Annotated in this window: 29 protein-coding genes and 1 tRNA gene; 18 read left to right on the forward strand and 12 right to left on the reverse strand. The window is 33.7% G+C overall.

Features of this window, described 5'->3' with window-relative positions; translation table 11 throughout:
- Positions 1-43: 43 nt before the first annotated feature.
- Positions 44-709 (reverse strand): DNA-directed RNA polymerase subunit D, encoded by a 666-nt coding sequence (locus Q0941_RS02660; RefSeq protein ID WP_299291088.1) that lies wholly within the window; start codon positions 707-709, stop codon positions 44-46.
- Positions 710-769: 60 nt separating this feature from the next.
- Between Q0941_RS02660 and Q0941_RS02665 the strand changes: the two genes are divergently transcribed.
- The 8 genes from Q0941_RS02665 to Q0941_RS02700 are packed head-to-tail and all read left to right on the forward strand — an operon-like array spanning position 770 to position 5,279.
- Positions 770-1,456, forward strand: coding sequence for a ribosome assembly factor SBDS (locus Q0941_RS02665; protein WP_299291090.1), 687 nt, complete (start codon positions 770-772; stop codon positions 1,454-1,456).
- On the forward strand, positions 1,456-2,136 hold the full coding sequence (rrp4, locus tag Q0941_RS02670; RefSeq protein ID WP_299291092.1) for an exosome complex RNA-binding protein Rrp4: 681 nt from the start codon (positions 1,456-1,458) through the stop codon (positions 2,134-2,136). The genes Q0941_RS02665 and rrp4 overlap by 1 nt, the downstream gene beginning before the upstream one ends.
- A complete protein-coding gene (gene rrp41, locus Q0941_RS02675; protein WP_299291094.1) occupies positions 2,136-2,870 on the forward strand; it encodes an exosome complex exonuclease Rrp41 in 735 nt (244 codons plus the stop codon). Before rrp4 ends, rrp41 begins: the two co-directional genes overlap by 1 nt.
- Positions 2,871-2,872: 2 nt before the next feature.
- The gene (gene rrp42, locus Q0941_RS02680) at positions 2,873-3,691 is read left to right on the forward strand and encodes an exosome complex protein Rrp42 (RefSeq protein ID WP_299291096.1); all 819 of its coding nucleotides are present in this window, start codon (positions 2,873-2,875) and stop codon (positions 3,689-3,691) included.
- 1 nt (position 3,692) lies between these two features.
- A complete protein-coding gene (locus Q0941_RS02685; protein ID WP_299291098.1) occupies positions 3,693-3,905 on the forward strand; it encodes a 50S ribosomal protein L37 in 213 nt (70 codons plus the stop codon).
- A complete protein-coding gene (locus tag Q0941_RS02690; RefSeq protein WP_299291100.1) occupies positions 3,889-4,134 on the forward strand; it encodes a KEOPS complex subunit Pcc1 in 246 nt (81 codons plus the stop codon). The genes Q0941_RS02685 and Q0941_RS02690 overlap by 17 nt, the downstream gene beginning before the upstream one ends.
- A 23-nt stretch (positions 4,135-4,157) precedes the next feature.
- Entirely contained in the window at positions 4,158-4,550 is a 393-nt protein-coding gene (locus Q0941_RS02695) for a prefoldin subunit beta (RefSeq protein ID WP_299291102.1), read from the forward strand.
- Positions 4,551-4,592: 42 nt separating this feature from the next.
- Positions 4,593-5,279 carry an ERCC4 domain-containing protein gene (locus Q0941_RS02700; protein ID WP_299291104.1) on the forward strand — a complete coding sequence of 229 codons (687 nt, stop codon included), beginning with the start codon at positions 4,593-4,595 and terminating at the stop codon, positions 5,277-5,279.
- On the opposite strand, the gene Q0941_RS02705 is transcribed toward Q0941_RS02700, so the two are convergent.
- Together Q0941_RS02705 and Q0941_RS02710 are read right to left on the reverse strand one after the other, a co-directional pair.
- Positions 5,276-5,755, reverse strand: coding sequence for a nucleotide-binding protein (locus Q0941_RS02705; RefSeq protein WP_299291106.1), 480 nt, complete (start codon positions 5,753-5,755; stop codon positions 5,276-5,278). The two genes, Q0941_RS02700 and Q0941_RS02705, sit on opposite strands and share 4 nt — an antisense overlap.
- The gene (locus tag Q0941_RS02710; protein ID WP_299291108.1) at positions 5,745-6,560 is read right to left on the reverse strand and encodes an NAD(+)/NADH kinase; all 816 of its coding nucleotides are present in this window, start codon (positions 6,558-6,560) and stop codon (positions 5,745-5,747) included. The genes Q0941_RS02705 and Q0941_RS02710 overlap by 11 nt, the downstream gene beginning before the upstream one ends.
- Before the next feature lie 90 nt (positions 6,561-6,650).
- Here Q0941_RS02710 and Q0941_RS02715 point away from each other — a divergent pair, with 90 nt between their 5' ends.
- Genes Q0941_RS02715 through Q0941_RS02730 form a run of 4 tightly spaced genes read left to right on the forward strand, consistent with a single transcriptional unit; the run spans position 6,651 to position 10,909 of the window.
- The gene (locus Q0941_RS02715; RefSeq protein ID WP_299291110.1) at positions 6,651-7,496 is read left to right on the forward strand and encodes a sulfurtransferase; all 846 of its coding nucleotides are present in this window, start codon (positions 6,651-6,653) and stop codon (positions 7,494-7,496) included.
- Between the two features lies 1 nt (position 7,497).
- A complete protein-coding gene (locus tag Q0941_RS02720; protein WP_299291111.1) occupies positions 7,498-7,809 on the forward strand; it encodes a hypothetical protein in 312 nt (103 codons plus the stop codon).
- 36 nt (positions 7,810-7,845) lie between these two features.
- Positions 7,846-8,793 (forward strand): ferredoxin family protein, encoded by a 948-nt coding sequence (locus Q0941_RS02725; protein WP_299291112.1) that lies wholly within the window; start codon positions 7,846-7,848, stop codon positions 8,791-8,793.
- Between the two features lie 52 nt (positions 8,794-8,845).
- A complete protein-coding gene (locus Q0941_RS02730; protein WP_367277462.1) occupies positions 8,846-10,909 on the forward strand; it encodes a glycosyltransferase in 2,064 nt (687 codons plus the stop codon).
- Here Q0941_RS02730 and Q0941_RS02735 read toward each other — a convergent pair.
- On the reverse strand, positions 10,906-12,429 hold the full coding sequence (locus tag Q0941_RS02735) for a chemotaxis protein (protein WP_299291115.1): 1,524 nt from the start codon (positions 12,427-12,429) through the stop codon (positions 10,906-10,908). The genes Q0941_RS02730 and Q0941_RS02735 overlap by 4 nt on opposite strands.
- A 421-nt stretch (positions 12,430-12,850) precedes the next feature.
- On the opposite strand from Q0941_RS02735, the gene Q0941_RS02740 reads away from it, so the two are divergent.
- Both Q0941_RS02740 and Q0941_RS02745 read left to right on the forward strand, forming a co-directional pair.
- Positions 12,851-14,179: a cation:proton antiporter gene (locus Q0941_RS02740; protein ID WP_299291117.1), complete on the forward strand. Its 1,329-nt coding sequence runs from the start codon at positions 12,851-12,853 to the stop codon at positions 14,177-14,179.
- Complete coding sequence (locus Q0941_RS02745; protein WP_299291120.1) at positions 14,172-14,603, forward strand: hypothetical protein; 432 nt, start codon at positions 14,172-14,174, stop codon at positions 14,601-14,603. Before Q0941_RS02740 ends, Q0941_RS02745 begins: the two co-directional genes overlap by 8 nt.
- Here Q0941_RS02745 and Q0941_RS02750 read toward each other — a convergent pair.
- A tRNA-Gly gene (locus tag Q0941_RS02750) sits at positions 14,604-14,680 on the reverse strand.
- Between the two features lie 63 nt (positions 14,681-14,743).
- Between Q0941_RS02750 and Q0941_RS02755 the strand changes: the two genes are divergently transcribed.
- A complete protein-coding gene (locus tag Q0941_RS02755; protein WP_299291123.1) occupies positions 14,744-15,007 on the forward strand; it encodes a hypothetical protein in 264 nt (87 codons plus the stop codon).
- Here Q0941_RS02755 and Q0941_RS02760 read toward each other — a convergent pair.
- Entirely contained in the window at positions 14,999-15,508 is a 510-nt protein-coding gene (locus tag Q0941_RS02760; protein WP_299291203.1) for a 50S ribosomal protein L16, read from the reverse strand. The two genes, Q0941_RS02755 and Q0941_RS02760, sit on opposite strands and share 9 nt — an antisense overlap.
- A gap of 98 nt (positions 15,509-15,606) precedes the next feature.
- On the opposite strand from Q0941_RS02760, the gene endA reads away from it, so the two are divergent.
- Positions 15,607-16,155, forward strand: coding sequence for a tRNA-intron lyase (gene endA, locus Q0941_RS02765; protein ID WP_299291125.1), 549 nt, complete (start codon positions 15,607-15,609; stop codon positions 16,153-16,155).
- Here the strand turns inward: endA and Q0941_RS02770 are convergent, their stop codons facing one another.
- Positions 16,156-16,812 (reverse strand): DNA repair helicase, encoded by a 657-nt coding sequence (locus Q0941_RS02770; RefSeq protein WP_367277463.1) that lies wholly within the window; start codon positions 16,810-16,812, stop codon positions 16,156-16,158. It abuts the gene before it with no gap.
- Between the two features lie 113 nt (positions 16,813-16,925).
- Between Q0941_RS02770 and Q0941_RS02775 the strand changes: the two genes are divergently transcribed.
- A complete protein-coding gene (locus Q0941_RS02775; protein ID WP_299291128.1) occupies positions 16,926-17,663 on the forward strand; it encodes a class I SAM-dependent methyltransferase in 738 nt (245 codons plus the stop codon).
- Between the two features lie 522 nt (positions 17,664-18,185).
- A complete protein-coding gene (locus Q0941_RS02780) occupies positions 18,186-18,311 on the forward strand; it encodes a hypothetical protein (RefSeq protein ID WP_299291130.1) in 126 nt (41 codons plus the stop codon).
- Between the two features lie 442 nt (positions 18,312-18,753).
- Here the strand turns inward: Q0941_RS02780 and Q0941_RS02785 are convergent, their stop codons facing one another.
- The 5 genes from Q0941_RS02785 to Q0941_RS02805 form a co-directional block, all read right to left on the reverse strand.
- On the reverse strand, positions 18,754-19,140 hold the full coding sequence (locus Q0941_RS02785; protein ID WP_299291132.1) for a hypothetical protein: 387 nt from the start codon (positions 19,138-19,140) through the stop codon (positions 18,754-18,756).
- Positions 19,137-20,738, reverse strand: coding sequence for an ATP-binding protein (locus Q0941_RS02790; protein WP_299291134.1), 1,602 nt, complete (start codon positions 20,736-20,738; stop codon positions 19,137-19,139). The genes Q0941_RS02785 and Q0941_RS02790 overlap by 4 nt, the downstream gene beginning before the upstream one ends.
- Entirely contained in the window at positions 20,735-21,826 is a 1,092-nt protein-coding gene (locus Q0941_RS02795) for a matrixin family metalloprotease (RefSeq protein ID WP_299291136.1), read from the reverse strand. Before Q0941_RS02795 ends, Q0941_RS02790 begins: the two co-directional genes overlap by 4 nt.
- A gap of 19 nt (positions 21,827-21,845) precedes the next feature.
- Positions 21,846-22,196 (reverse strand): response regulator, encoded by a 351-nt coding sequence (locus Q0941_RS02800; protein ID WP_299291138.1) that lies wholly within the window; start codon positions 22,194-22,196, stop codon positions 21,846-21,848.
- A gap of 167 nt (positions 22,197-22,363) precedes the next feature.
- Complete coding sequence (locus Q0941_RS02805) at positions 22,364-22,858, reverse strand: hypothetical protein (RefSeq protein WP_299291140.1); 495 nt, start codon at positions 22,856-22,858, stop codon at positions 22,364-22,366.
- Between the last annotated feature and the right edge of the window lie 395 nt (positions 22,859-23,253).

Here is a 23,253-nt window from a genome sequence, read left to right on the forward strand (position 1 = left end):
GAATAATGCGGTTTAAAACCCAAATATAATGTGTATGCTTACTTTATTCCTGAATTTGGCTTACCATTTCTTTGAATTCGCCAAGCTTGTTGCTGACTTCATCTACTCCGGCAAGGATTATTTGTTCAGGACTAAGTGCTCCTGTTGATTCGACTGTAAGAACTCTTTCATCATCTTTGTCAGTCTCAGTTAGTGTTGAAATAGTTGCAGAGTTCCATTTTGCATGCTCTGTTCCTCTTCCTAATCTTGCATAGCATTCTACCTTGATTTTTTGTCCAGGTGCAAGTTGTACAATTGGAATCTTTTCAGAAATTGGCTTGATTGAATCATCTTCAGAAGACAATTCATTTGAAAGAACAGTTCGAGTAACATCTGAATCTCCAGAATCAAGAACTAACATAACTTTACAATTTGAACATCCTGCTTCACTTTGACATTCACATTTAGAAGGTTCATTAAATCTGGATAAATCTGTCTTTAATGGAACTAGTCCTAATCTGTGTGCAAGTCCTTCGTCTGCCAATACTGATGTATTTTCAATAATGTCAACAGTATCAACTGCAAATACTGGAACACCATTTAGACAAACTCGTCTAAGTGCATTTGCATATTGTAATGGTACGCCCTTTAGCTTTACAGCCATTTTTTGATTATCTTTGCTAATTACTTCTAAGGATGACAAATCTTGAACAAAATCTTCAAAGTCCACATAAAAATCTAGCTAGTTTTACGTATAGATAAATACCAAATTATCATAGGTATCTCAGAAATGGCCGATGTTACAGTGGTAAGATATTCCTATGAAGGCGAGAAATTTGAGATATTGGTGAAGCCTGATCCTGCTTTGGATTACAAATTAGGAAAGAAAAAAGAAATTTCATCTATTTTGATTTCAGATGATATTTACACTGATTCTGGTAAAGGCACAAAGCCTTCGACTGAAAAATTGCTCAAGGCATTCAAAACTGAAGACGAAACTGAAATTGCAACAATTATTCTTCAGAAAGGTGACCTAAATCTTACAACTGATCAAAGACGAAAAATGATTGAAGAAAAGAAAAAGCAGATTGTTGAATATATTGCAAAAACGTATGTGGATCCAAAAACACACCTGCCTCATCCTCCATTGAGAATTGAACAAGCAATGAAAGACGGTAGAGTTTCTGTGGATTCTCAAAAAAGTGTAGATGAACAAGTAAAGGATATTGTAGATAAACTACGTTCCATCATTGCTTTAAAATCAGAAAATTTGCAACTAGAAATAACAATCCCAGCACAATATGCTTCTCAATCATATGCTGTTCTAAAATCAGTTGGTTCACTGAAAAAAGAAGAATGGCAAAATAATGGTTCACTAAAAGCAATACTTGAAATACCCGCTGCAGCAAGGCCAAACGTGATAGATAGATTAGGTTCTATAACTAAAGGATCTGCTTCAGTTGAGGTAATGCAATAATGGAAAATAAGAGAAAATACGTTATTCCCGGTGATGTTGTAACTTCTGGTCCATTTAGACCTGAACAAAATGTTGTACTTGAAGGAAATAAGATTATTTCCACTACAATTGGAATCTCAGAAATCTATGATGATTCTGTACGTGTTATTCCTTTAACAGGAAAATATATTCCAAAAATTAATGATTTAGTTATTGGCAAAGTAATTTCTCATACCTCACTTTCATGGGAATTAGATATCAATTCATGTTATGTGGGATTTTTGCCAGCTCAAGATGTATTTGGTCGTGATTTCTCTGCTCATGCTGATGAACTTACATCAAAATTGGCTTCTGGAGATCTTGTTGCAGCAAGAATTGCAAATTTTGATAGAACTAGAGATCCTCTTGTAACAATTTCTGATAGAGATCTGGGAAAAATTGATTCTGGTGACTTAGTAAAAATATCTCCTAGTAAAGTTCCACGCCTAATTGGAAAACGAGGAACCATGATACAGACAATTGAAATGGCTACCAATGCCGCAATTACCATTGGTCAAAATGGTTGGGTTGTAGTTTCTTGCGAGTCTCCCGAGGGATTATTAAAGGCCAAAAAGGCAATCCAAATGGTCGATGAGAAAGCACATGTTGCTAATTTGACTGATCAAGTGAAAGAAATGTTAGAATCAAAAGGTGAATCATAATGGGTGGAAGAGAAGCAACAATGGTCCTATTGGACGAAAATGGAATTCGTTGCGATGGACGTAAAGTAGACGAACCACGACGAATCATGATTAGAGCTGGTGGATTAAAAAATGCAGATGGCTCAGCTTACATTGAATTTGGTGATAATAAAATTCTAGTTGGAGTATTTGGTCCACGTGATGTTCATCCAAAACATATGTCTGATACTGACACTGGTATACTGAGAGTTAGATATCATATGGAACCATTTTCTGTTGGTGAAAGAAAAAATCCTGCACCTTCAAGAAGAGAAATTGAAATTTCTAAAGTTATCAAAGAGGCATTAGAGCCTGCAGTCATGTTAGAAAAATTTCCAAGAACTGCAGTTGATGTATTTATTGAAGTATTACAAGCAGATGGTGGAACTAGATGTGCTGCTTTAACAGCTGCTTCAGTTGCTTTAGCCGATGCAGGAATTCCAATGAGAGATATGGTGGCTGCAATTGCCGCAGGTAAAGTTGCTGACACTGTAATTCTTGATGTTAATAATGAAGAAGACCAAGCAGGTCAAGCTGATATGCCAATAGGTTACATGCCAAGTCTAGAAAAAGTTACACTCATGCAACTGGACGGAGTTCTAACTCCTGAAGAATACAAAAAATGTGTTGAAGTAGGAATCGAAGGTTGCAAATTAGTTTATGATTTACAAAAGAAGGCACTTAATGACAAATATTTTGGAAATGGAGATAATTAGAAATGGGTTCTCATTCAGTTGTTGATCAGTTAAAGAAAAATCAAATTCTTGAATTGTTAGAACAAGGTAAACGTGTTGACGGAAGAGGACTTGATGAAGCACGTGATGTTTCAATTGAAATTAATGCAATTCCAAAAGCAAATGGCTCTGCTAGAGTAAGACTTGGTGATACTGAAGTTGTCTGTGGAGTAAAAATTCAACCCGATAGACCTTTCCCAGATATGGGAGACAAAGGAATTTTCATTTGTACTGCTGAATTATTACCACTATCTCACCCAACAGTTGAGACTGGTCCTCCAGGTCCTGACGTAATTGAATTAGCTAGAGTTGTTGATAGAGGAATCAGAGAAAGTCACATGGTTGATTTATCTCAATTAGTTATTGAACAAGACAAATCAGTTGTTGGTGTATTTGCTGATAATGTTGTTGTAGATTATGATGGTAATCTTTTTGATGCATGTTCCTATGCAGCAACAGGAGCATTACTTTCTTCTCAAACACCAAAATGGAATATGGTAGATGACGTTCCAACCTTAGTTGAAGGTGAAGAATCACCAATACCAATAACAACAATTCCTGTTTCAGTTACTATGGGTAAAATTGGAAATCACATAATTGTTGATCCTAATGGTGATGAATGGGGTTGTATGGATGCTAGAATTACTATTACTACTGATTCTGATGGAAATATCTGTGCCTTGCAAAAAGGTGGATATGATGGTTTTACCTTAGAAGAAATTGTCAAATGTGGTGAAACCTCAGTAAAAGTAGGCTCACAAATTAGAGAAAAATTAAAAGCAGTTCAATCTGGAGGTCAATAAATTGGCAAAAGGTAAAAAATCCCTAAAAGGATTAGGTGCAAGATACGGAATTAAGATAAGAAAACAATATACCAAAATTCATTTACAACTAAAAGAAAAACGAGCATGTCCTGAATGCGGCTCTAAAACACTTACCAGAGATGCAGTTGGAATTTGGTCTTGTAAGAAATGCAGCTATAAGGTAGCTGGTACTGCATATGACATTAAATTATAAAGCAAAAATTATTGTTGATGCAAAAGACAAAACACAAGCAATTTTTGATTCAGTAAATACTGATAATGAATTTTATCCAGAAAACCCAGTAAAAACAAAAATTGAGTTTGATAAGATGCTAACTATCTCAGTTGAATCGAATCATTTACCCCATTTACGTGCAAATCTAAATTCAACTTTGAGACTGATTCAGGCAAGTCATGAAACAATTGAATCGGTAAAGATATAATGAAACAAATTTTTTGATAAATTATGTCATCTGGACAAATGCCACCTTGGCTTCAAGAGCAATTAATGAAGATGCAGCAAACACAACAGAATCTGCAATCAATTATGACTCAGAAACAACATCTGGAAATTGAAAAAGCTGAAACCGAAAAGGCGTTAGAGGAACTCAAAAAAGCAGGTGAAAATGATGCTGTGTTTAAGCATGCAGGAACTGTCTTGATTAAATCAACTAAACAAGAAATGATTGACGAACTTGAAGAAAAACAAGAGATGGCAAAAACTAGAGCAACTGTGCTAGAAAAACAAGAAGATCGTGTTAAAGAAACTCTAAAAGAGCAAGAAGCAAAAATTACTGAATTAATGAAAGGCGGAGCAGCAGGTGCACCTCCTCCAGCAGAAGAAAATCCTAGAAAATAATTTTATTCAAAAAGATATTAACAAATCCTGTAGATGTAATTTGTGAAAATTGAAAATCTCCGAATCATAGTTGATGAAAGAGAACGTAAAAGTGGAATTCCTGAACTTCTAAAATCTGTTGGACTCAATCTAGAAATGAAAACTCTCCCAATAGGTGATTATATTGTTGCACCTGAAACAGTGGTAGAAAGAAAGAGTATTCGAGATTTAATGTCCTCTGTTTTTGATGGGCGATTATTTGATCAATGTTCTAGATTGAAAGAACATTTTCAGCATCCAGTTGTACTAATGGAAGGAAATGTAGATGAAATTGAAGAGATTACTGAAAACCCTCTGATATTCTATGGTGCAATTTCAACTGTTGTTCTTGATTTTAAAATTCCTGTTATACCGACACCAAGTGCAACTCATACTGCAAAATTACTTGTTTCAATGTGTTCTCAAAAAGATACTCCAAAAGGCCCTTACTTGAAAAAAATTAAAAAATCATCTGATTTGGAAAGACAGCAACTATCTGTCTTATGTAGTCTTCCTGGCATTGGAGAAAAATTTGCTGTTCGAATGTTGGAAAAATTTGGAACTCCTTTGAAAGTTTTCACAGCTACAACTTCTGAATTGGCTAAAGTAGAAGGATTAGGAGATGCACGTGCTAAAAAAATTAAGAAAATGCTAGACTCTAAAAGTAAATTCCAAAAAGAAGTTAATCAAAAAACTCTTCATGATTCCTAGTATTTGAGTAATTTTCTTTTTAATGGGGTACCACACATGGGACACTCTTTTCCTGAAGAATAATTTGTTCTACATCCTGGGCAATAATGGACCCATTTTCCAACATCTTTTATTCCTGTAGTCATTATTGGAGAAATTTTCAGACCTAGATTTTTTGCAACATTCGAGATAGCAAAATCATCTGAAATAATTTCCCCATTCATTTCAATACACAATGCTATGATGGAGATATCTTGTTTTGATAATTGCTGAAAATCACCTGTATCTTTAGCTGCTTTAGTTGCAGTGGATGTAGACTGATTATCGGGTTCTCTAATTTTTAGTCTATTTGTCTCAAGTAATGTTCCTAATGCATCGTGATTTTTTTTGATATGTTTTATCTCGTCATACACTAATGATGTTGTATAACAATCACTAGATGATCTAAATGGAACTCCTGCATAAAATGCACTAGCATCTAAAATTTTAGAATCCAAGTTTACTCATTTGTCGCAATCCTCTTTTCTTTAATCGAATGAAGACTGCAGGTTTTTTGTATTTCTTAATAATAATTGGTTCTTCAAAATCTGCTGTTTTGATTACTTGAGCATCCATTACAATGTTACAATCATGTGAACAAATCACTTCAATCTTTTCATCAGGAACAACAATTGATTCTAATCTGTATACTGGAGCTACTGGTGTAATTATCAATACGTCTAAACTCTCATGCAATATTGGTCCTCCTAATGAAAATGAATGTCCTGTTGAACCACTAGGTGTTGCAATAATTACTCCATCCATTTTTTGTTTCACTGTATCATTTTGAAATTTAATTTCAATTTCAGCAGTTTTTGTCAAGTTTGTTCTGCTAATGTAAATTTCATTTAAGGCTGGTGGGAATTCTTTTCCTCCACATGAAGCTACTACTCTTGTTCTCTTATCTAAGAAAAATTTGTCTTTTTGAATTTGATTAATGGCCTCATCAATTTCATCAATTGTTATTTCAGCTAATATTCCTCTATTTCCTCCAACATTGATTGTTAAAATCGGTGTTTCATTTTCTAAATTTCTAAAAACTCGTAATGTTGTTCCATCTCCTCCCAATGTAACTACAAGATCCAATTTTACTTTCTTTAATTCTTCAAGAGTCTCCATCTTTTTTGCTCCTTGAACTTCAATTGGAGAAATGGTGTAGACAGTTGATTTTTTTGAAAGGAATTTCTTAGCGACATCCTTGGCTGCTTGTTCAGAATCTTTAGAACCTACCTTACTTACAACTGCAACTTTTTGGAGTTTCAAGCAGTTCTTCTGATTCTTATTTACATAAAAATGATATTTTTGAAAAATTTTGGAAAAACAATTAAGTATGCAAACGGATTCGTAAAAAACATGAGTTACGCACATCCTGAAGTGTTAGTAGATACAGAGTGGGTTTCACAAAATCCTCCAAATGAAAATAGAAAATTAGTTGAAGTAGATTATGATCCTGTTAATGGATATCAAAAAGGTCACATAAATGGTGCCAGTTTAATCTGGTGGAAACGTGACATCAATGATGCTGTTACAAGAGACATCATTAACAAAAAACAATTTGAAGAACTAATGTCAAAAAATGGAATTACTCCTGAAAGCGAAGTAATTCTTTATGGTGATTTTAACAATTGGTTTGCAGCATTTGTTTTTTGGGTTTTCAAATACTATGGACATGAGAATCTCAAAATTATGAATGGTGGCAGAAAGAAATGGGAATTAGAAAATAGAGATTATACAACAGATGAACCACAAATTGCATCAACATCTTACAAAGCACTACCTCCTGATGAAGGATTACGTGCATACTTGTTTGATGTAAGTAGAACTCTTGATAGAGAAGATACTGTTATGGTTGATGTTCGCTCACCTGCAGAATTTTCTGGACAAATAACAGCTCCTCCTGAATATCCAATGGAGCATGCACAAAGAGGTGGTCACATTCCTGGTGCAAACAATATTCCATGGGCAACTGCAGTTAACGATGCTGATGGAACTTTCAAAGCTGTTGAGGAATTAAAACAAAATTATGAACCAAAAGGTGTTACTGCAGACAAAGATGTAATTTGTTATTGTAGAATTGGAGAACGTTCTTCACACAGTTGGTTTGTTCTAAAATATCTACTTGGATATCCCAAAGTTCGAAACTATGATGGTTCTTGGACTGAATGGGGTAACATGATAGGAAACCCTGTGGAAAAATAAATTGCTACTAGACCTTCCTGTCCTTGAGAAAGGTTCTTTCTATTTTATCAAAGATGGAGATGCCGATCTGATTATGGAAGACAAGACCAAACGAGGTCTTACCGTAAAAGAGACTTCTATTGATGAGAAACTCAGAGTTAAGGCTGACAAAGGTATGATTCATGATATGGATGGAATTGGTCATTGGGTTCCAATTAGGTGGTATTTTTCAAAGGATTCTTTTGATCTCAAACAAGTGTTGATTCATGCTGAAGCAATGGAAAAAAAATACACAGAGTTAAGAGAACTAACCTGTCCTGATGATGACGACTGATAACCTTTTTAAATAAAATAATTTTACCAGAATTAAATGTCCTTACTTCTCAAAGATCGAGTTTGGTCTATGGAAGCACCAACTGCTAAACGTGGAGTTTATCCATTACATGGATTCAAGCTAGGACTTTACAGACTACCAATCAAATTTGAAGATCCTAATGAAATCAAATCTGTTCATGATGGTTTGAAAAAAGCATTTGAGATGGACATGTATGCAGACAGAATTTTTGCAACATACAGATGGACTGAACAAAATATGGATGATCCTGATGCAAAAGGATACCAAGAAGTTGAACTATCTGTAACAGTTGAAATTGTTACTGGTGAAGTTGTTGATATTATTTATCAGATATTCCCAATTGAAAAATTTGGTGATCCAAACTGGGTCAAAGATTACAGAAAGAAAGCAGACCATTTTGCAAAAATGGTAATTGATACTATTTTACGAAATACTATTTTGGCTGACAAAATGGTTTCGTATTTTGCAAAATCAGAAAAGATTTCTGAAATTGCAGCAATTCAAAAATTAGAAGAATTAACTCCTCTTGCAAAGATTGTTCTGGGTGCTAAAGTCAAACCAGTTGAAGCTACTGAAGATGATGCAGAAGAGGATGAAGGTGAAATTGAAGTTCCAGATGGTGCAAAACCAGGTCCAATAGATGTTGAATTCAAATCAAAGATGAAATCTTCTGCAGCATATGATGCTCCTGAGCATACCATCAAAACTTGGGGTAGAAAAGGAACCAGTAATGGCATCATGGGTGTTTGGGGAGAATTTGTTTCAGTTGATTATGATATTTGTGTAGCTGATGGTGGTTGTATTGAAGCATGTCCAGTAGGTGTTTACGAATGGTTTGATACTCCGGGAAATCCTGCATCAGAGAAAAAACCATTGATGTCAAAAGAACCTGATTGTATCTTTTGTCTTGCTTGTGAAGGTGTGTGTCCTCCTCAGGCAATTAAGATCTTTGAACAAAAGTAGTAATTTTCTCGCAAGTATAAATAGCGAATAGTAGTTCTCCAAAATTAGGGATATGGCAGTCAACCCTTTCATGCAATTAGTATTTGATTTGTTTATCATATCTGCAATTGTAATTACAGCCTATACTTGCAATTTCTATTATCTTGCATATCTTTCAAGAAAAAGAAAAAATGTTCAATCTACTGCTGATTTGGGAACTCCATCAGTTACAATCCAATTACCAATTTACAATGAAAAATATGTAGCAAAACGATTGGTTGATGCTGTTTGTGAATTAGATTATCCAAAAGACAAAATGCGGATTATGGTATTGGATGATTCTGATGATGATACTGTAGAATTATTGGGAAACGCCGTTGATGATTACAAGAAAAAAGGATTCCAAATTGAACATGTACGTAGAGGTACTAGGAAAGGATACAAAGCTGGTGCTCTGAAATATGCAATGAAAACAACTGATACTGAACTTGTAGCAATATTTGATGCTGATTTTATCCCTCCAAAATGGTTCCTAAAAAGAGCTATTCCAAATTTTTCAAAATCTAATATCGGCCTTGTTCAATGTAGGTGGGGGCATGTCAATGAAAATTATTCTGCAATCACTCAAGCTCAAGCTCTTAGTTTAGACTTTCATTTTTTAATTGAACAAAAAGCAAAAAGTAATTCTCATTTGTTTATGAATTTTAATGGTACCGCTGGAATTTGGAAACGTGATTGTATTGAGGATGCTGGTGGATGGCATACTGCAACTTTAGTTGAAGATCTTGATCTTAGTTATCGTGCACAAATGAAAGGCTGGAAATGTGTTTTTCTTCCAGATATTGTTGTCGATGCAGAATTGCCTGTACAAATGAATGCAGCAAAAAGACAACAATTCCGTTGGGCAAAAGGCTCCATTCAATGCGCCTTAAAATTACTTTCAGATATTGTTGTAAAGCGTAAAGTTGCAATTGAAGCAAAGATTCAAGCCTTTATTCAATTAACTCGTCATATTGTTTACCCATTAATGCTAATACAATTTTTGGCATTACCAATATTGTTAGCAGGTCAAGTTAATCTATATGTCATAAGCTTTCTTCCTGCATTAACTATTGCAACATATCTTGCTATGGGTCCTGGTGCATACATTATGATCATACAAAGTATGTATCATAAATCGTGGAAATCTAAAGCGAAAATTCTTCCAGCTTTACTTGTCTACAATGCTGGAATGTCTGTAAACAATACTGTTGCAGTATTTGATGCAGTACTAGGAAAGAAAAACGAATTCTTACGAACTCCAAAATATGGTGTTTTAAAGAAAAAGGATGATTGGAAAGATAATGCATACAATTTACCATTTTCACAAGTAACTTTACTTGAACTGTTCTTTGGTATTTACGGAATCTTAGGAATCTTTATTGCAATATTTTCTAACAATCCTGTATTTGTACCCATAATTGCCCTTCAAGCAATTGGATTCTTTTACATTGCTTACCTGAGTCTTTCTCATACAAGATTTAAAAGAAATAAATCAAGTACATCTCGTCAAGTTACCAAGAAAGAGAAGATGGCAAACACAGTTTACAAATTATCTATGTTAGGAATTTTTGCAATTATTGTATTTGGTGTAGGTATGGCTTTGTATGGGTATAATACCGATATTTACCCCCTAGATAGAATTCGAGGAAATCTTGATGGCATTATCGGCTCATCAGATCCTGTCATTATCTCAGCACATTTAGCAGCAATTCAAACTGATATGGATTACATTCTTGAAAAACTTCCAGAAACAACTAATGCTAGAGGGGAACCATCAAAAAACCCTGTTTGGATATTTCCAATTGAAACTACAAACTTTATTCGAATTCAACAAGATGTGAATACTTTGGCAGCAAGTGTTGAGAAGATTTCTACTGTTCCTAAAGATAGTTCTGCTTATCACACCGGAATGATGGATATCAGTGATAGATCACTTTTGATTAAAACTAACATCATGGATGCAACTCCTTACATGTATGTTAGTATTGGAAATATTTTATTTAGTGTAGTTTGGATTGCCGCAATCATTGGTATCTTTGCAGCTTTGAAGAAGAAGAGAGAACAATTCAAAGAAACAGATGAATCAGGTGTTTAAGAAATATTCAAATCTTTTCTAATTTCATCTACAGCTCTAATTCCGTAAATATCTCTAACTTGTTGAATTCTAACTGCTTCTTTAAGCATGTCTCTTCCAATTGCATTTGATAAAATTGAATAAACATCACTAAATCTAATTTCCCACTTGTCTGCACAATCAAAAATTTTACCCACTGCCCATTGTCTTACTTCATGAGGTAATGGTATCTTTTCACCGGCATCTTGTGAAACCTTGTCAAACAATTTTACAATCTCTGAAGTTTGTGTTGCCATTTTTTCTAAATCTTTAGCTTCTCCATATTTTGATTCAGCATTCATTCTGATATTTGACTGATATTCTGATAGTTTCAATAATGCCATCATTTCTTTTGAAGAATCACTTGAAGCTTTGTTGGCTGCATTTTTGACAGACTGGATTTCTTCAATTAATTTATCAGATTTTTTACTTACTTCGGCAGTTGATTCGTCTTGTTTTTTGAGAGTTTCTGAAACTGTGGAAATTTTTTGCTCAATACTATTTGTTTTATCAAAAACATTCTTCTTGAAATCGCTGAAATCTGCTTGAACTGATTTTAGGCCTTCTCCAACAAATGCTGTAGAATCTGCTCTATGAGACAGGGAACTAATCTCAGTCTCAATTTTGTCAATTTTACCTGCTAATTCTTTCATTGATTCAAGGCTAGAACTGTCTACAGAACTAGCTTTTTCAGAAATTGTCTCAAATTGTTGCTTTAGTCCATCAATAACTCCTCCAAGTGAATCTATCTTTGATGCTTTAGAAGAGATGGCATCAATGGTCACCTTAATTGCTTCTAATTCTGAACTCAAATTAGATGATGAAGATACACCTTCTGTAATCTTTCCAAATTCTTGTCTGAGACTTTCAACAATTTGAGTGCCTGATTCTAATTGAGATGTTTTTCCAGAAATTTCATCAATTGATTTTTTTAGATTTTCAATATCTGTTCCTACATCAACAAATGAATCTGTTTTTCCAGAAACTTTTCTAAGATCATCTCTAACTTCATCAATTCTTTGAGCAATTTTAATAATCATTTGAGAATTGTTTTTGATAGAATTCATACTATCTTCTACTTGCTGAGTTAATTCTTGAGATTTTGATGATTTTTGCAATTCAGAAATTCTATTAATTTCATCTTGCAATTTGGCAGTTTGATCATTGATTTTAGTAACTAGATTTGATTGTGTTCTAACTTGATTAAGGCCTGAATACAATTTTTGAGTATCTTCTTCAATTATGTTGATCTGCTTTGATTGTTTTTGGATATGCTCTAGGGTAGATGTTAAAGTGTCAATCATTCCTTTCATTGAAACTAGAACTTTTTGATTTTCACCAAAAATCTTTGACATGGCTTTAATTTCTTTTTGGAGTACTTTGTTTGAATCAGAAACTGCTGCAACTTTTTTTAACACTGCAGAGGGGGTTGGTTCTCTTTTTACAGTTTTTTTAGCTGTTGTTTTAGTTGTAGGTTTTACTGTTTTTTTCTTTGCAGCCATAAAATGAATTAAAAATTTGATGATAAAAAAGTTAGGTCTAAAATAAAAAATGTAAAGAGCTACTTGTTTACAACTTCTGGTTCGTGTAGCAATTCATGGAAGGTCTTTTCAGCCAATCCGTTTGGAGTTTCTAGGAAACCTCTTGTACAAAATTCACATTGTATCATATAGTACGGTATGGTACGGTACTATTAATAATCAGGTAATTCCAATGTAACCAATTTTGCAGTCAGATACCCCAGGTCATATCTCTACATAGAATTCAGTTGACCTAATCATCACTCTGCAACACCATTAAGATAATTGAGCATAAAGAGGTTAAACAGTAAGATGAGCCTGGATTCATTTTTTATTTTGAGGGAAAAAACTTTTCAAATTTTTGATTCGGAATCGTTTTTAAACAAATTTGTTAAATTATAACATGCAAAATTATCTGCAGCAGATTGATTCAGGTGGAATTCAAAGTTCTCTAAATAATACTGTTAGTAGTTTAATTGAGCAAATCACTCCCGAATTACCTCACACTAGCTTTGTAACTGATTTAGCTTTTATCATGATTATTGGAGCTGTCGTTACCCTTGCATTTTTCAAAATTCGACAACCTCTGATCATAGGATATCTATTTGCAGGAATGTTGATTGGACCTTTATCTCCATTTTGGTCTTGGGTGTTACCTGAGGGCGGGCCTCCAGGTGATGTATTAGAAGGAGTTGGAATTTTATCTGATATTACTGCATTGCATCTCTTTGCAGAAATTGGAGTAATTTTGTTATTGTTTGTTATCGGTATTGAATTTCCTTATGCCAAAATTAGAAGTATTGGAAAGGTTGCCGTAGGTGTAGGAACTATTGGATTATTTTCAACTTTAGGAGTTGTATTCTATACTGCTACTGCGCTTGGATTGCAATTTATGGATGCATTGTTTATTGCAGCTGCATTATCAATTTCAAGTACTGCAATTATTGTGAAAATTTTAGAAGAAATGGGTAGAATCAAAAAAGAATCATCCATTTTGGTTTTGGGTATTCTAATTGTGGAAGATGTTATTGCAGTAATCTTGATTTCATCTTTACAATCTGTTGCTTTAGTTGGAACAGTTTCAATCGAATCCATTGTAGTAGTTGTCCTTGTTGCAACTGCACTAATTGTTGGAACCTTTACTGTAGGAACTAGAGTAATTCCTCCACTAATTGATAAAGTGGCAGCTGCCGAACATCGTGAAATTCTTTTGTTAAGTGTTCTTGGTGTTTGCTTTGGTTATGCCCTGTTTGCAAACATTGTAGGATTATCTGTGGCAATTGGAGCCTTTTTGGCAGGTGTTTTGGTAGCAGAATCCAAATCTGCTGAAGTTGCAAAATTATTGTCTAGTCCAATTAAGGACATGTTTGTAGCAATTTTCTTTATTTCAGTAGGAGCACTCATGGATATTTCGCAACTTGAAAATTACATCTTTGTAGCTATTGCTCTAATTGCAGTTGCAACAGGAATGAAGTTTGGTGGAAATATGATAGGTAATTTCATCTTTAGACAAAGGCGTGGAAAGGCAATGCGTTCTGCATTTACTTTAGCTGCTCCAAGAGGTGAGTTCTCTATTGTTATTGTAAAAGCTGGTGTTGATATTGGTGCAGTAAGCGCTTTCTTGTTCCCATTAATTGGTATTATTTCGATTATCACAGCATTTTTGTCTCCATTTTTGGTAAAAGCTGGCGATAAAATAATTCCTAGATTGGAGGAAAAAGACGATGTCTGATGAACTAAACAAGTTTCTTGAACAAGTTCATGATGGAATCACTACATTTGATTTTGATGGAAAAGAAACTCCGTGTATTGTTATTGAGGACAAAAAATATGATGAAATGCTATCAAAAGTTGCTGGACAAACGTTCTCTGTAAATACTGATTTGAATATTCTTCAGGATGGTTTAGGCAATGTTTTTGTAGAAATTGTACTGACATTTTCTAAAGGAAATATTGTTGAAAAATTTCTTGTTAATGCAAAAACTGATTTGAAATTTTTTGAATGTTTAGCTCAAACAACAATGCTTGCCTTGACTTCTCCAAAATCAAATTATGGAAAAGATAATGTGTTTATGGTTCAGTTGCCCAGACCTGAAAAAGCCCAAGATGCTCTTGAGATAATTCGAACTGGATTAATTCCTAAAAATCAGAAATAATGGTGCAGTTACCGGGATTTGAACCCGGGTCACGAACTTGGCAAGCTCGAATATTAACCAAACTGTACTATAACTGCAACAATCCTAGAGGCTGAATTTGGATATTAAACTGTTTTTAACTATTTGAGATTATACAAACTGTGGATGAAAAACTTCTCAAGAAAATAGAACAAAAAATTCAGGATATGGTCTCAGATAAAGAACATATGCAAAATCTTTCAAGTTTGATTTCATCTAGTAGTGATTCTCAATCTTTTGTATTTGGAATTGTTGTTGGTCGATTATACAATTCATTTTTTTATCAATCAAAGAGAATTCTCAATCGTGAACCTACTGAACAAGAAATTCAAGAATTTTTAAAATTTGTAGAATCTAAAAAATCAGTTTTAGAGAGTTTAAGGTGATGGTTTGTTCCATTCAATAACTTTGATTTTTGGTGTTCCTGGCATTTTAACACATGCTCCTTTGAGTGCTTTTTTAGCTGCTTCTAAATGAGCTTCACCATTTACGTATAATTCCATAATGCATTGTCCTTGAACAATTCTTGCCCCTAAACTGACAGCTTTGCCCCATGATCTTCTCATTCCTTCAGAAATTCTATCTGCACCTGCAGTTGCAATCTGTTTATTTTCTCTAAGCAAATTATGTGGATATACTCTTAATCTAGAATAGTAACCTGATTCACCAGTAGTTTTCTCTAAAGTCTTATTTGCTGCTAATCTTGTTGATTCAATTGCCATGTGTCTAATCTGAATTTTTTCATTAAGACATAATTGAACACAATATTCGTAAGTGCCTCTTTTGCCACCTTGAAATTTTGCAATCTTGATGTTTGGTTTGCCCTTGATGTACTCTTTTCTGGTAAACACTTGTCCGTTGCCTTCTCTGTAATTAGCGCCATGCATGATATCCTCAAACCAAAATGCCCATATTTTAACGGTTAGCCAGAGACCACTCATATTTTCCAATGCTTATATGGAAAACCTTTGATTTTCACTTCAGAATGGATGATATTCTCTCAGTAAAGGGGCAAATGATATCAGATCAAGTGTTCATTTCTGATAAAAAAATGATTCATGACTTGGAACTCAAAGGTTTTGGTGAGACTGAAGACTCTAAATTAATTTTAAAATCCTTTGAAACTCTGTACTTGCTTTATACAAAAAAACTTGTTTTGAAAAAAGGCAAAAAGCAAATTGACTTTGACACTTACATGAGTATTTGCCAAAAAAATGATTCTGAAATTTTAACAAAATTTCTGATTTATCGAGATTTGAGAAATCGGGGTTATGTAGTCAAAGATGGTTTTGGATTTGGTTCAGACTTTCGTGTTTATGAACGTGGTCACTTTGGTGAAAAAGGAGCAAAATTCCTGATTTTTGGTCTTAATGAAGGACAACAGGAGAAAATGGGGCAAATGCAAAAAAAGATTGAAGAAATTACTCAAATGGGTAAAGAACCAATTATTGCAGTTATTGAACGAAGAGGAGAGGTAATCTATTACAAAATTAATAGAATGAATTTTTATGAAAATAAAACTAAATTCGAGTAACTATTCCTGCAAAACCCACTCTGATGAATATTTTAGAAGATTGTTTTTTTCTGCATACATGAAATCATAAACTTCAAGATACTTTGTTTTGTTATCCCACAAATCTTCAAAGTCTTTCATTTTTCTTTCTACCCTTGATTTGTCATTCCATGACGTGAAAACATCTACTGATTCAAAATCTCTTGTTTGAGTTGAAAATGATTCTCTTGAAGTTCCTGTAAATGCAACAGCTTGATCCTGATCATCTCTGAAAATACCTATTCTTTCTGAAAAAGAATCTGCTACTTGTTCTGAATTGGGTATTGCTATCTTCAATTCAATTTGACCGTTATCTACAATATTTTGCAATTTCTGAATCTTTGTATCTTTGATGAACTTACCATCAAATGATTTTGTGTATTTTTCTGAAAATAATTTTGTAAATAAATTGAGGTCTGTTGTTCGAAATCTGTGACCTGTAATCATTCTTAATTTTGCTTTTCCTTCAGCAAAATTCTCAAATGCCATGGCAATCGTGGCTAGAGTTTGAATTGAGAGAAAATCCACACATCTGTCGTATTCAATACATTGACCTAAACATGGAAAGAAAAATTCTGCAACTATGTCATTTCTATCTGAACGATATTCTTCTTTCAAATCAATTTCACGTAAGCCCAACACTAGACAAAAACAAAATTGTTATTTAAAGAAACATTTTGAATGTCTCTTTTGAATTCTATAGAATTTTTCAAATTAAAGACTGAAATTATCTAATTTCTGATATTTCAATCATGTTTGGAGAAGCATGGGATGACATGTCATCAGAATACGATGGGAGTGTTGAAAATAACCCTGATCATGTAATTTCAAATTTTATTGAACAAGAAATTCAAATCACCTCTGAAATATGTAAAAAAATTATTGGTCCTGAAAAAAAATTTACTATAATTGATCTTGGTTCTGGAACTGGTAGAGTTCTATTTGCCTTACAAAAGATTCTTGGTGACTCTGTATCTTATTGTGGTCTAGATGCTTCAAAACCTATGGTTGAGTTATCTAATATGAAAAAATCTCAATTAGATTTAGATTCAATCTCATTTTTCCATTATGATGTAACTAATCCTAAAATCGATGAATTGTTTGATGATTCTATTAAAATTGTAATGTGTATGTACAATACTATTGGTGTAATTCCAGCTGAAAAAAGAAAACAATTTTTTGAAAACATAATGAATCTTGCTGGCAAAGATGGACTTGGCTTAATCTCTGCCTTTAATGGAAATGATTTCTCATTTGTAGCACCAAAAATCTATCATCCTATGAAAAAAATGGTAAAAAGAATCGATGATGATTCTTTTGACGAAAAAAAAGTTGCATTTAGAAATAGTCTTGGATATTATAGTCAGTGGTTTACTAAAAGCCAAATCAATGAATTTCTTGGTTCAACTGTTGAGCCCATTCCAATAACTGTGGATGTTGACGGAAATTCAAAGACTATGGGCCATGTTTTTACAAATCGTCAGCCCTAATGAAAATAAATTATTACATGCTCCCATCGAGTTTTGTCTAATTGGTTAAACACTCCCTACTTTTCTTTATAAAGAAATTATTGATTTCTACTTTTTTAATTATTCTAAAGTTTGAACTCTGGACGTTATTTTCTAAAGTATTCTTGACCAATATACACAAAACAGAAGTTGGTCTGTGAATCAACAATTTTGTCCAAAACTGGTTCATGCCTTGCTAGATTTGATTCTACAAATTCTTGATATTGGTTTAATCCTTTAAGATTGAAATCCGATATTAGCAAAAAATGATTTTCTTTTGGTGTGTCGAGCAGCAGTCGTGTTTTGAAAGTGTTTTTGTGTCACATTTAAGGCAAATTTTCTGAACATTAATTCTGCATTCAGGGCATTTGGCAAAACTGCATAATTTATTTCCACAACATCTACAAGATTCATCCTTTTATCTAAAATATGACAATGGGTGAATTTTTTTATATCGTTTTATTATCTGATTAAAATATGATTTGCACAATTTGTAAAAATAAAATGAGCATATCTGATGGTATGTCTGAATTTGAAGGCAAAAGATGCCACAAGTCATGTAAAGAAAGTTTTGAAAAAGAGTGGAGAAAAACAAAAGGCTTGGACAGAAATAATCCTTCTAGTATGTAGATAAAAAAATGTGAATGCTTTGGAAAAACCTGTGGATTGTAAAGAACTTTTGGTCATTTTGAAGTAATTTTTAATCTGTCTGAAAACAATAGCTTACGAACAAAGATTCGGACTTCAAAGTCAAGATACAGACATTGGTGTCAGCGTGTTACTGGATGGCAGAACTGGACAATACCTTCTAAAGTGCTCTCAGAAAGAATAATTCTGAATTATTTCCTGAAATCTAAAGTCTGAAGGATTTGCATGTCCTTTTGTTTAATGCAGGGTCATTTTGTCTACAAAACTAGTTAGAATCTATGACCTGTGACAGTTTTAGAATGTATGTAGTGTCGTTTTTTACGGTCAAGTCAAAGGTTCTCAAACAATTCAGAATTTATAAACACTGTACAACCCACATTGATGTAATAACAGAATAGGATTTCTAAAACGCAGTGATGATTTTTTACATTTCGTTCAACATTTTGTACAGCCGTTCGCTGAGTAACTTTGCATTGTTGTTTACATGTTCAATTTTTTTTAACTGCTCTGGTTCCAAATTTCCAAATTTTCCTGAAATCAACATATCGGTATATCCTATTATTGGAACTAGTGGGTTTCTGAGCTTATCATTCATATCTGAAATCTCATCTTTTGAAAAGGTTACTTTTGTCTCGAGTTTTTTTAAAAGCTCTTCTGATATTTCACCTGCAGACTCTAGTTCTTTTATCCTGCTTTCTATTGGATTTTGACTAGTTGAATTCAAATGTTTTTCCTTTTTCATCATATCTTTTAAAATCATATTGATCTGCTCTAATTCTCGAATCTTGTGGTTTGTATCCTCTGTAGTCATCTTGCATCTTCTAGTTTTTGCGGAATCTGAACATAAAATGTTGCGCCGTGGCCTTTTTGGCTTTCTACCCAAATATTGCCTTTCAACCCGTCTGTGATTGCTTTGCAAATTGATAATCCTAATCCGTTTCCGCCGTGTTTTCTTTTGTATGATGTGTCAATTTGATAAAATTTCCTAAACAGGTTTTTTTGGGCTTCTTCGGATATGCCTATCCCATTGTCTCTGACTGAAAATATTATGTTTGAGCCTATTTTTTCTGAATCAAGAATAATTTTTCCCTTGTTTTTTTCTACAAAATCACATGCATTTCTTACAAGATTTTCAAGTATCTGTTGAACTCGTTGTTTGTCTGACGCGATATCTATGGACTCTGATTTGATCTCAATTGTGATATTCTTATCTGTCATAACGTACTCAAAGTTTTCCCTTATTTTCTCAAGAATCTTTTTTGCATCAAACTGTGATGTTTTGAATTCTACTTTGTTCATAGAAAGCTTTTCAACATCCAAGAAATCTGAAATGAGTTTGTTTAGATGCACGGCATTATTTTTGATTGATAATATTGCATTTTTTTGCTCATCAGTGAGATTCTCTGATGCCTTTTTGTTTTGAAGATAATCCACGTTTCCTAAGATTGGAGTAAGTGGAGTTCTTAATTCATGTGTAATCATCGCAGAAAATTCGTCTTTCATCTTTTCTACTTTTTTGAGATTCACCAATTCTTCTTCAGTCTTTATCTTGTCTTCCAATTTAGAATGTGCTGTAATGAGCTTCTCGTAGAGGATATGTCTCTTACTGTACTGTTCACTAATTGATGTGTATTGTGTGAGAATCAAAACCAAGTAGCCTGTATTTTTTAACATGTGTGCAACCGTGAATGCTGTGTCAAATACATGTGCTGAGTATGATATAGTCAGCGTTACAAACGTTTCAATCACCAGCAACAACAATATTCCGTTGTAAAATTTGTTGTCTAGCAAATTCAATTTTTTTCTATAAAATAATGCTATTGCGGCTAGGGATATTCCTGTGGCAATAATCTCATACGGTCTATGAATTGGCAAGTCAATTACAATAAACGGAAATGGCTTTGCAATGGAGATTAAAATTATCACTACAGCCAGCAGTGAAACAATAGCTGAATACACTGTTGCCGATTTCTTCAATTCTTTGTCATTATCTGCCAAGTTTCTGGTAAATTTCATGATGCCTATGAATAGTATGAGCGCCGTCAGAATTCTTCCTGCAACCCAGGTTTGAGGTATAAAGTATTCCATGACTGAATCCGTAATTGGTCCGTAAATTGTCAAAAAACCGTGCAGCAAATCAATTGATGCACTTGCCACAAATCCCAGTCCTACAAACATGCTGAATTTGTCTTTGAACGTAACTGCTCTTACAAGACAATAATATGCCAAGATTACAGCAAGAGTTACTGAAACCATCTCGAAGTAAAAATGATCTGTCTCTGAAACCACCCAAAGATCAGGAATCGATGCAATGTATGCAATTACCAACAATACCACTGTGGGAAGTATGGTGTATCTAAAAAAATATGAAAAATTGAATTTCTGTTCAGCAGATTTTGCTTTAGTCATTTTTCACATATGACCTCGCTTTTCTTCCTGCCATCGTACAGGGAATGCACGGCATCAACCACACATGGCGAAATGTATGGATATGGGGTAATGATTTCTGGATGCATTAGGTCTTCTGGTGCAGATGAATGTGCCAATCCAAACACATGGCCTAATTCATGTCTTGAAATTACTTCAAGTTCCTTCAGGCTTATCCTGTCAACATCGTATATTGTAACTTCTGCTTTGAGAATCTGATTCTTGCTTGTATCTGCAATTACCTTTGTAAATCCTGAAATGCCGTCACCGTGAGCTAAGTTAGTTAGGCGTATGTTGATGTCACCTGCAATGTAGTTTTTCTCTGATATTATCTCCATGTTGGTGGGTATTGGAAATTTTGTAGGCTCCTTTGATGCCTCTTTTAGTGCCCCCATCCACCCAATATAGTATTTTGATACATTTCCTTTTGGACCCTTTCGTAATTCACTGTCATCTATCTCGTGAAATTCTTCTGAAAAGATTGTCTCACGAATCACCTCAAATCGTTCTGGGGTTAGGTGCTGATCATCAATGATGTTGACATAGAGAATTTTTTCATCTGGAATCTGCCATGATATTGCTGTTTCAACAGTGTCTCCTCTTAGGTTCTCAATCACAAAACTGGATTTTATCATACCTTCGTAGTTGGCAACTTGTTGATCATTTATTGCCAATGTTGTACTTGAAACGATGATTGCAATAACAGCCATTGCCACAATTCCCACTGTCTTTTTATGTTGATGGCTTTTCTTGGTATCGATTTCTAAGAGAATTTCTTTTTGTTGTTCCAGTTCCCTTCTACTGTGGTTTTTCGATGTTATCTGTTCAAACTTTGTTCTTGTACCGTTGATCTTTTTTATGTTGTATCTGATCTTTTCATTAATTTGCTTTAGAACTATGTTTTTTTGTTCAGATTCTGCAAGATCATGCACTACTTTGCTAACCTTGCCTCTTAGAATTTCATTTTCCTTTTCTAGTTTCTTTGTCTTTTTTACCAGAACTCTCTCTATTTCCTGCAGTATCTCGTTTTTCTGGCAAGTATCACGTTCATTAGGTGTGCTTGTTATCAAAAAGTATCCCCCAGATCTATTATCTTAAGACCTGTAGCAATTCATTCATCTTGGCAGGTTTTTTTAAACATGCTTTTGTACCTAATGCAAGCATTCTGTCTGTTTCCTCTTGGGAAATTGATGATGCTGTAAACAAAATTATCTTGTTTGGTTCGACGATTCTTTCATTACATATTGTTTCTAATACTTCCATTCCGGAAAATTCTGGCATTGCCAAATCTAAAATTATTCTGTCAAAATTTGAATTCCGAACTAATACTAGACCATTTCTGCCATCATTTGAGACTGTAACTCCAATATTCTCCAGTTTAAGATACCTGGAAAGCATATCTGTTATCTCTGAATTATCATCTATTACTAACACTCTCATTCCCGCAGTCACCTATTATGAAGATCTTAGTATTTATGATTCTCATACTGCTTTTTCTGACAATCTGTATAATAAGATGAACATGTAATAATACGTAATTACATTAATGCACATCCTATTACGGTCATGCTGCCAAGAATACTGCACATTTTGTGATACATTTGGGTTCACGGATTTGTATCTGTTAGGTTCAAACCTAGCAGAATGTTTGTTCTAGCTTTTTTCAAGTGTTCGATTTGTTTTGGAGGCAATGCTGGAGTTTCTAAAAGAATTTCAACATGAGTGAGCAAATCTACTATTTGTGCAAATGTCTTTCTTTCCGTGATTTCTTCCTTAGTTGAAATTTTCCTCTCGATTTCATTCAGAATTATCATTTTCTGAATTGCCTCTTTTTTCTTAAAGATCTCATCTTTCTTGATGTTCTTGAGATTGAAACTGATTTTTCTGTTAACTTCTTCAACAATGTGGCTTATCTGAGATATCTCTTTTCTTTCAAATTTCTTTTTTTCATACATCATATTTTCAAACCTTTCTCTAGGTTTCTTACTCATGCTGGATTGAAATTGTTTTTTCCTAATTTGGTTCAAATTCATTTGTTTTATTGCCATGTATCTTTGAAAATCATTACTGATGTCTTCAATATCTTGGAAATCTTCCTCCATCTTCACTATTAGTATATTACTAGAAATATTTATTCTTGAATTCCTAAACGAGATACGTCTATTAAAAAATATGTCATAGATGACATGCTGGATATGGATACATCAAAATTGAATATGCAAATGACTGCACAATTCTTCCTTGGATTGCTGAATATTCTTAAATGGAAAAAACTTTGTAACCAAATTTGGTTTGAACCAAGATTATTATGCATACTTGAGATCTACAGTAGGTGAATCATCTAAATTAGAAAAAATCTTGAATTTGCAGTTACATAAAATTTGTTTTGAGACATCAGAATCCCTATGTGAAAACTAATTTTGCACAATTAAGTTAAAAATACTATTCATGATTTGGACAATATTTTCTGACTAATTCTAAATCCCTATTTGTTAAA

Source organism: Candidatus Nitrosopumilus sp., assembly GCF_028278985.1.
In the GTDB taxonomy this organism is placed as follows: Archaea; Thermoproteota; Nitrososphaeria; order Nitrososphaerales; family Nitrosopumilaceae; genus Nitrosopumilus.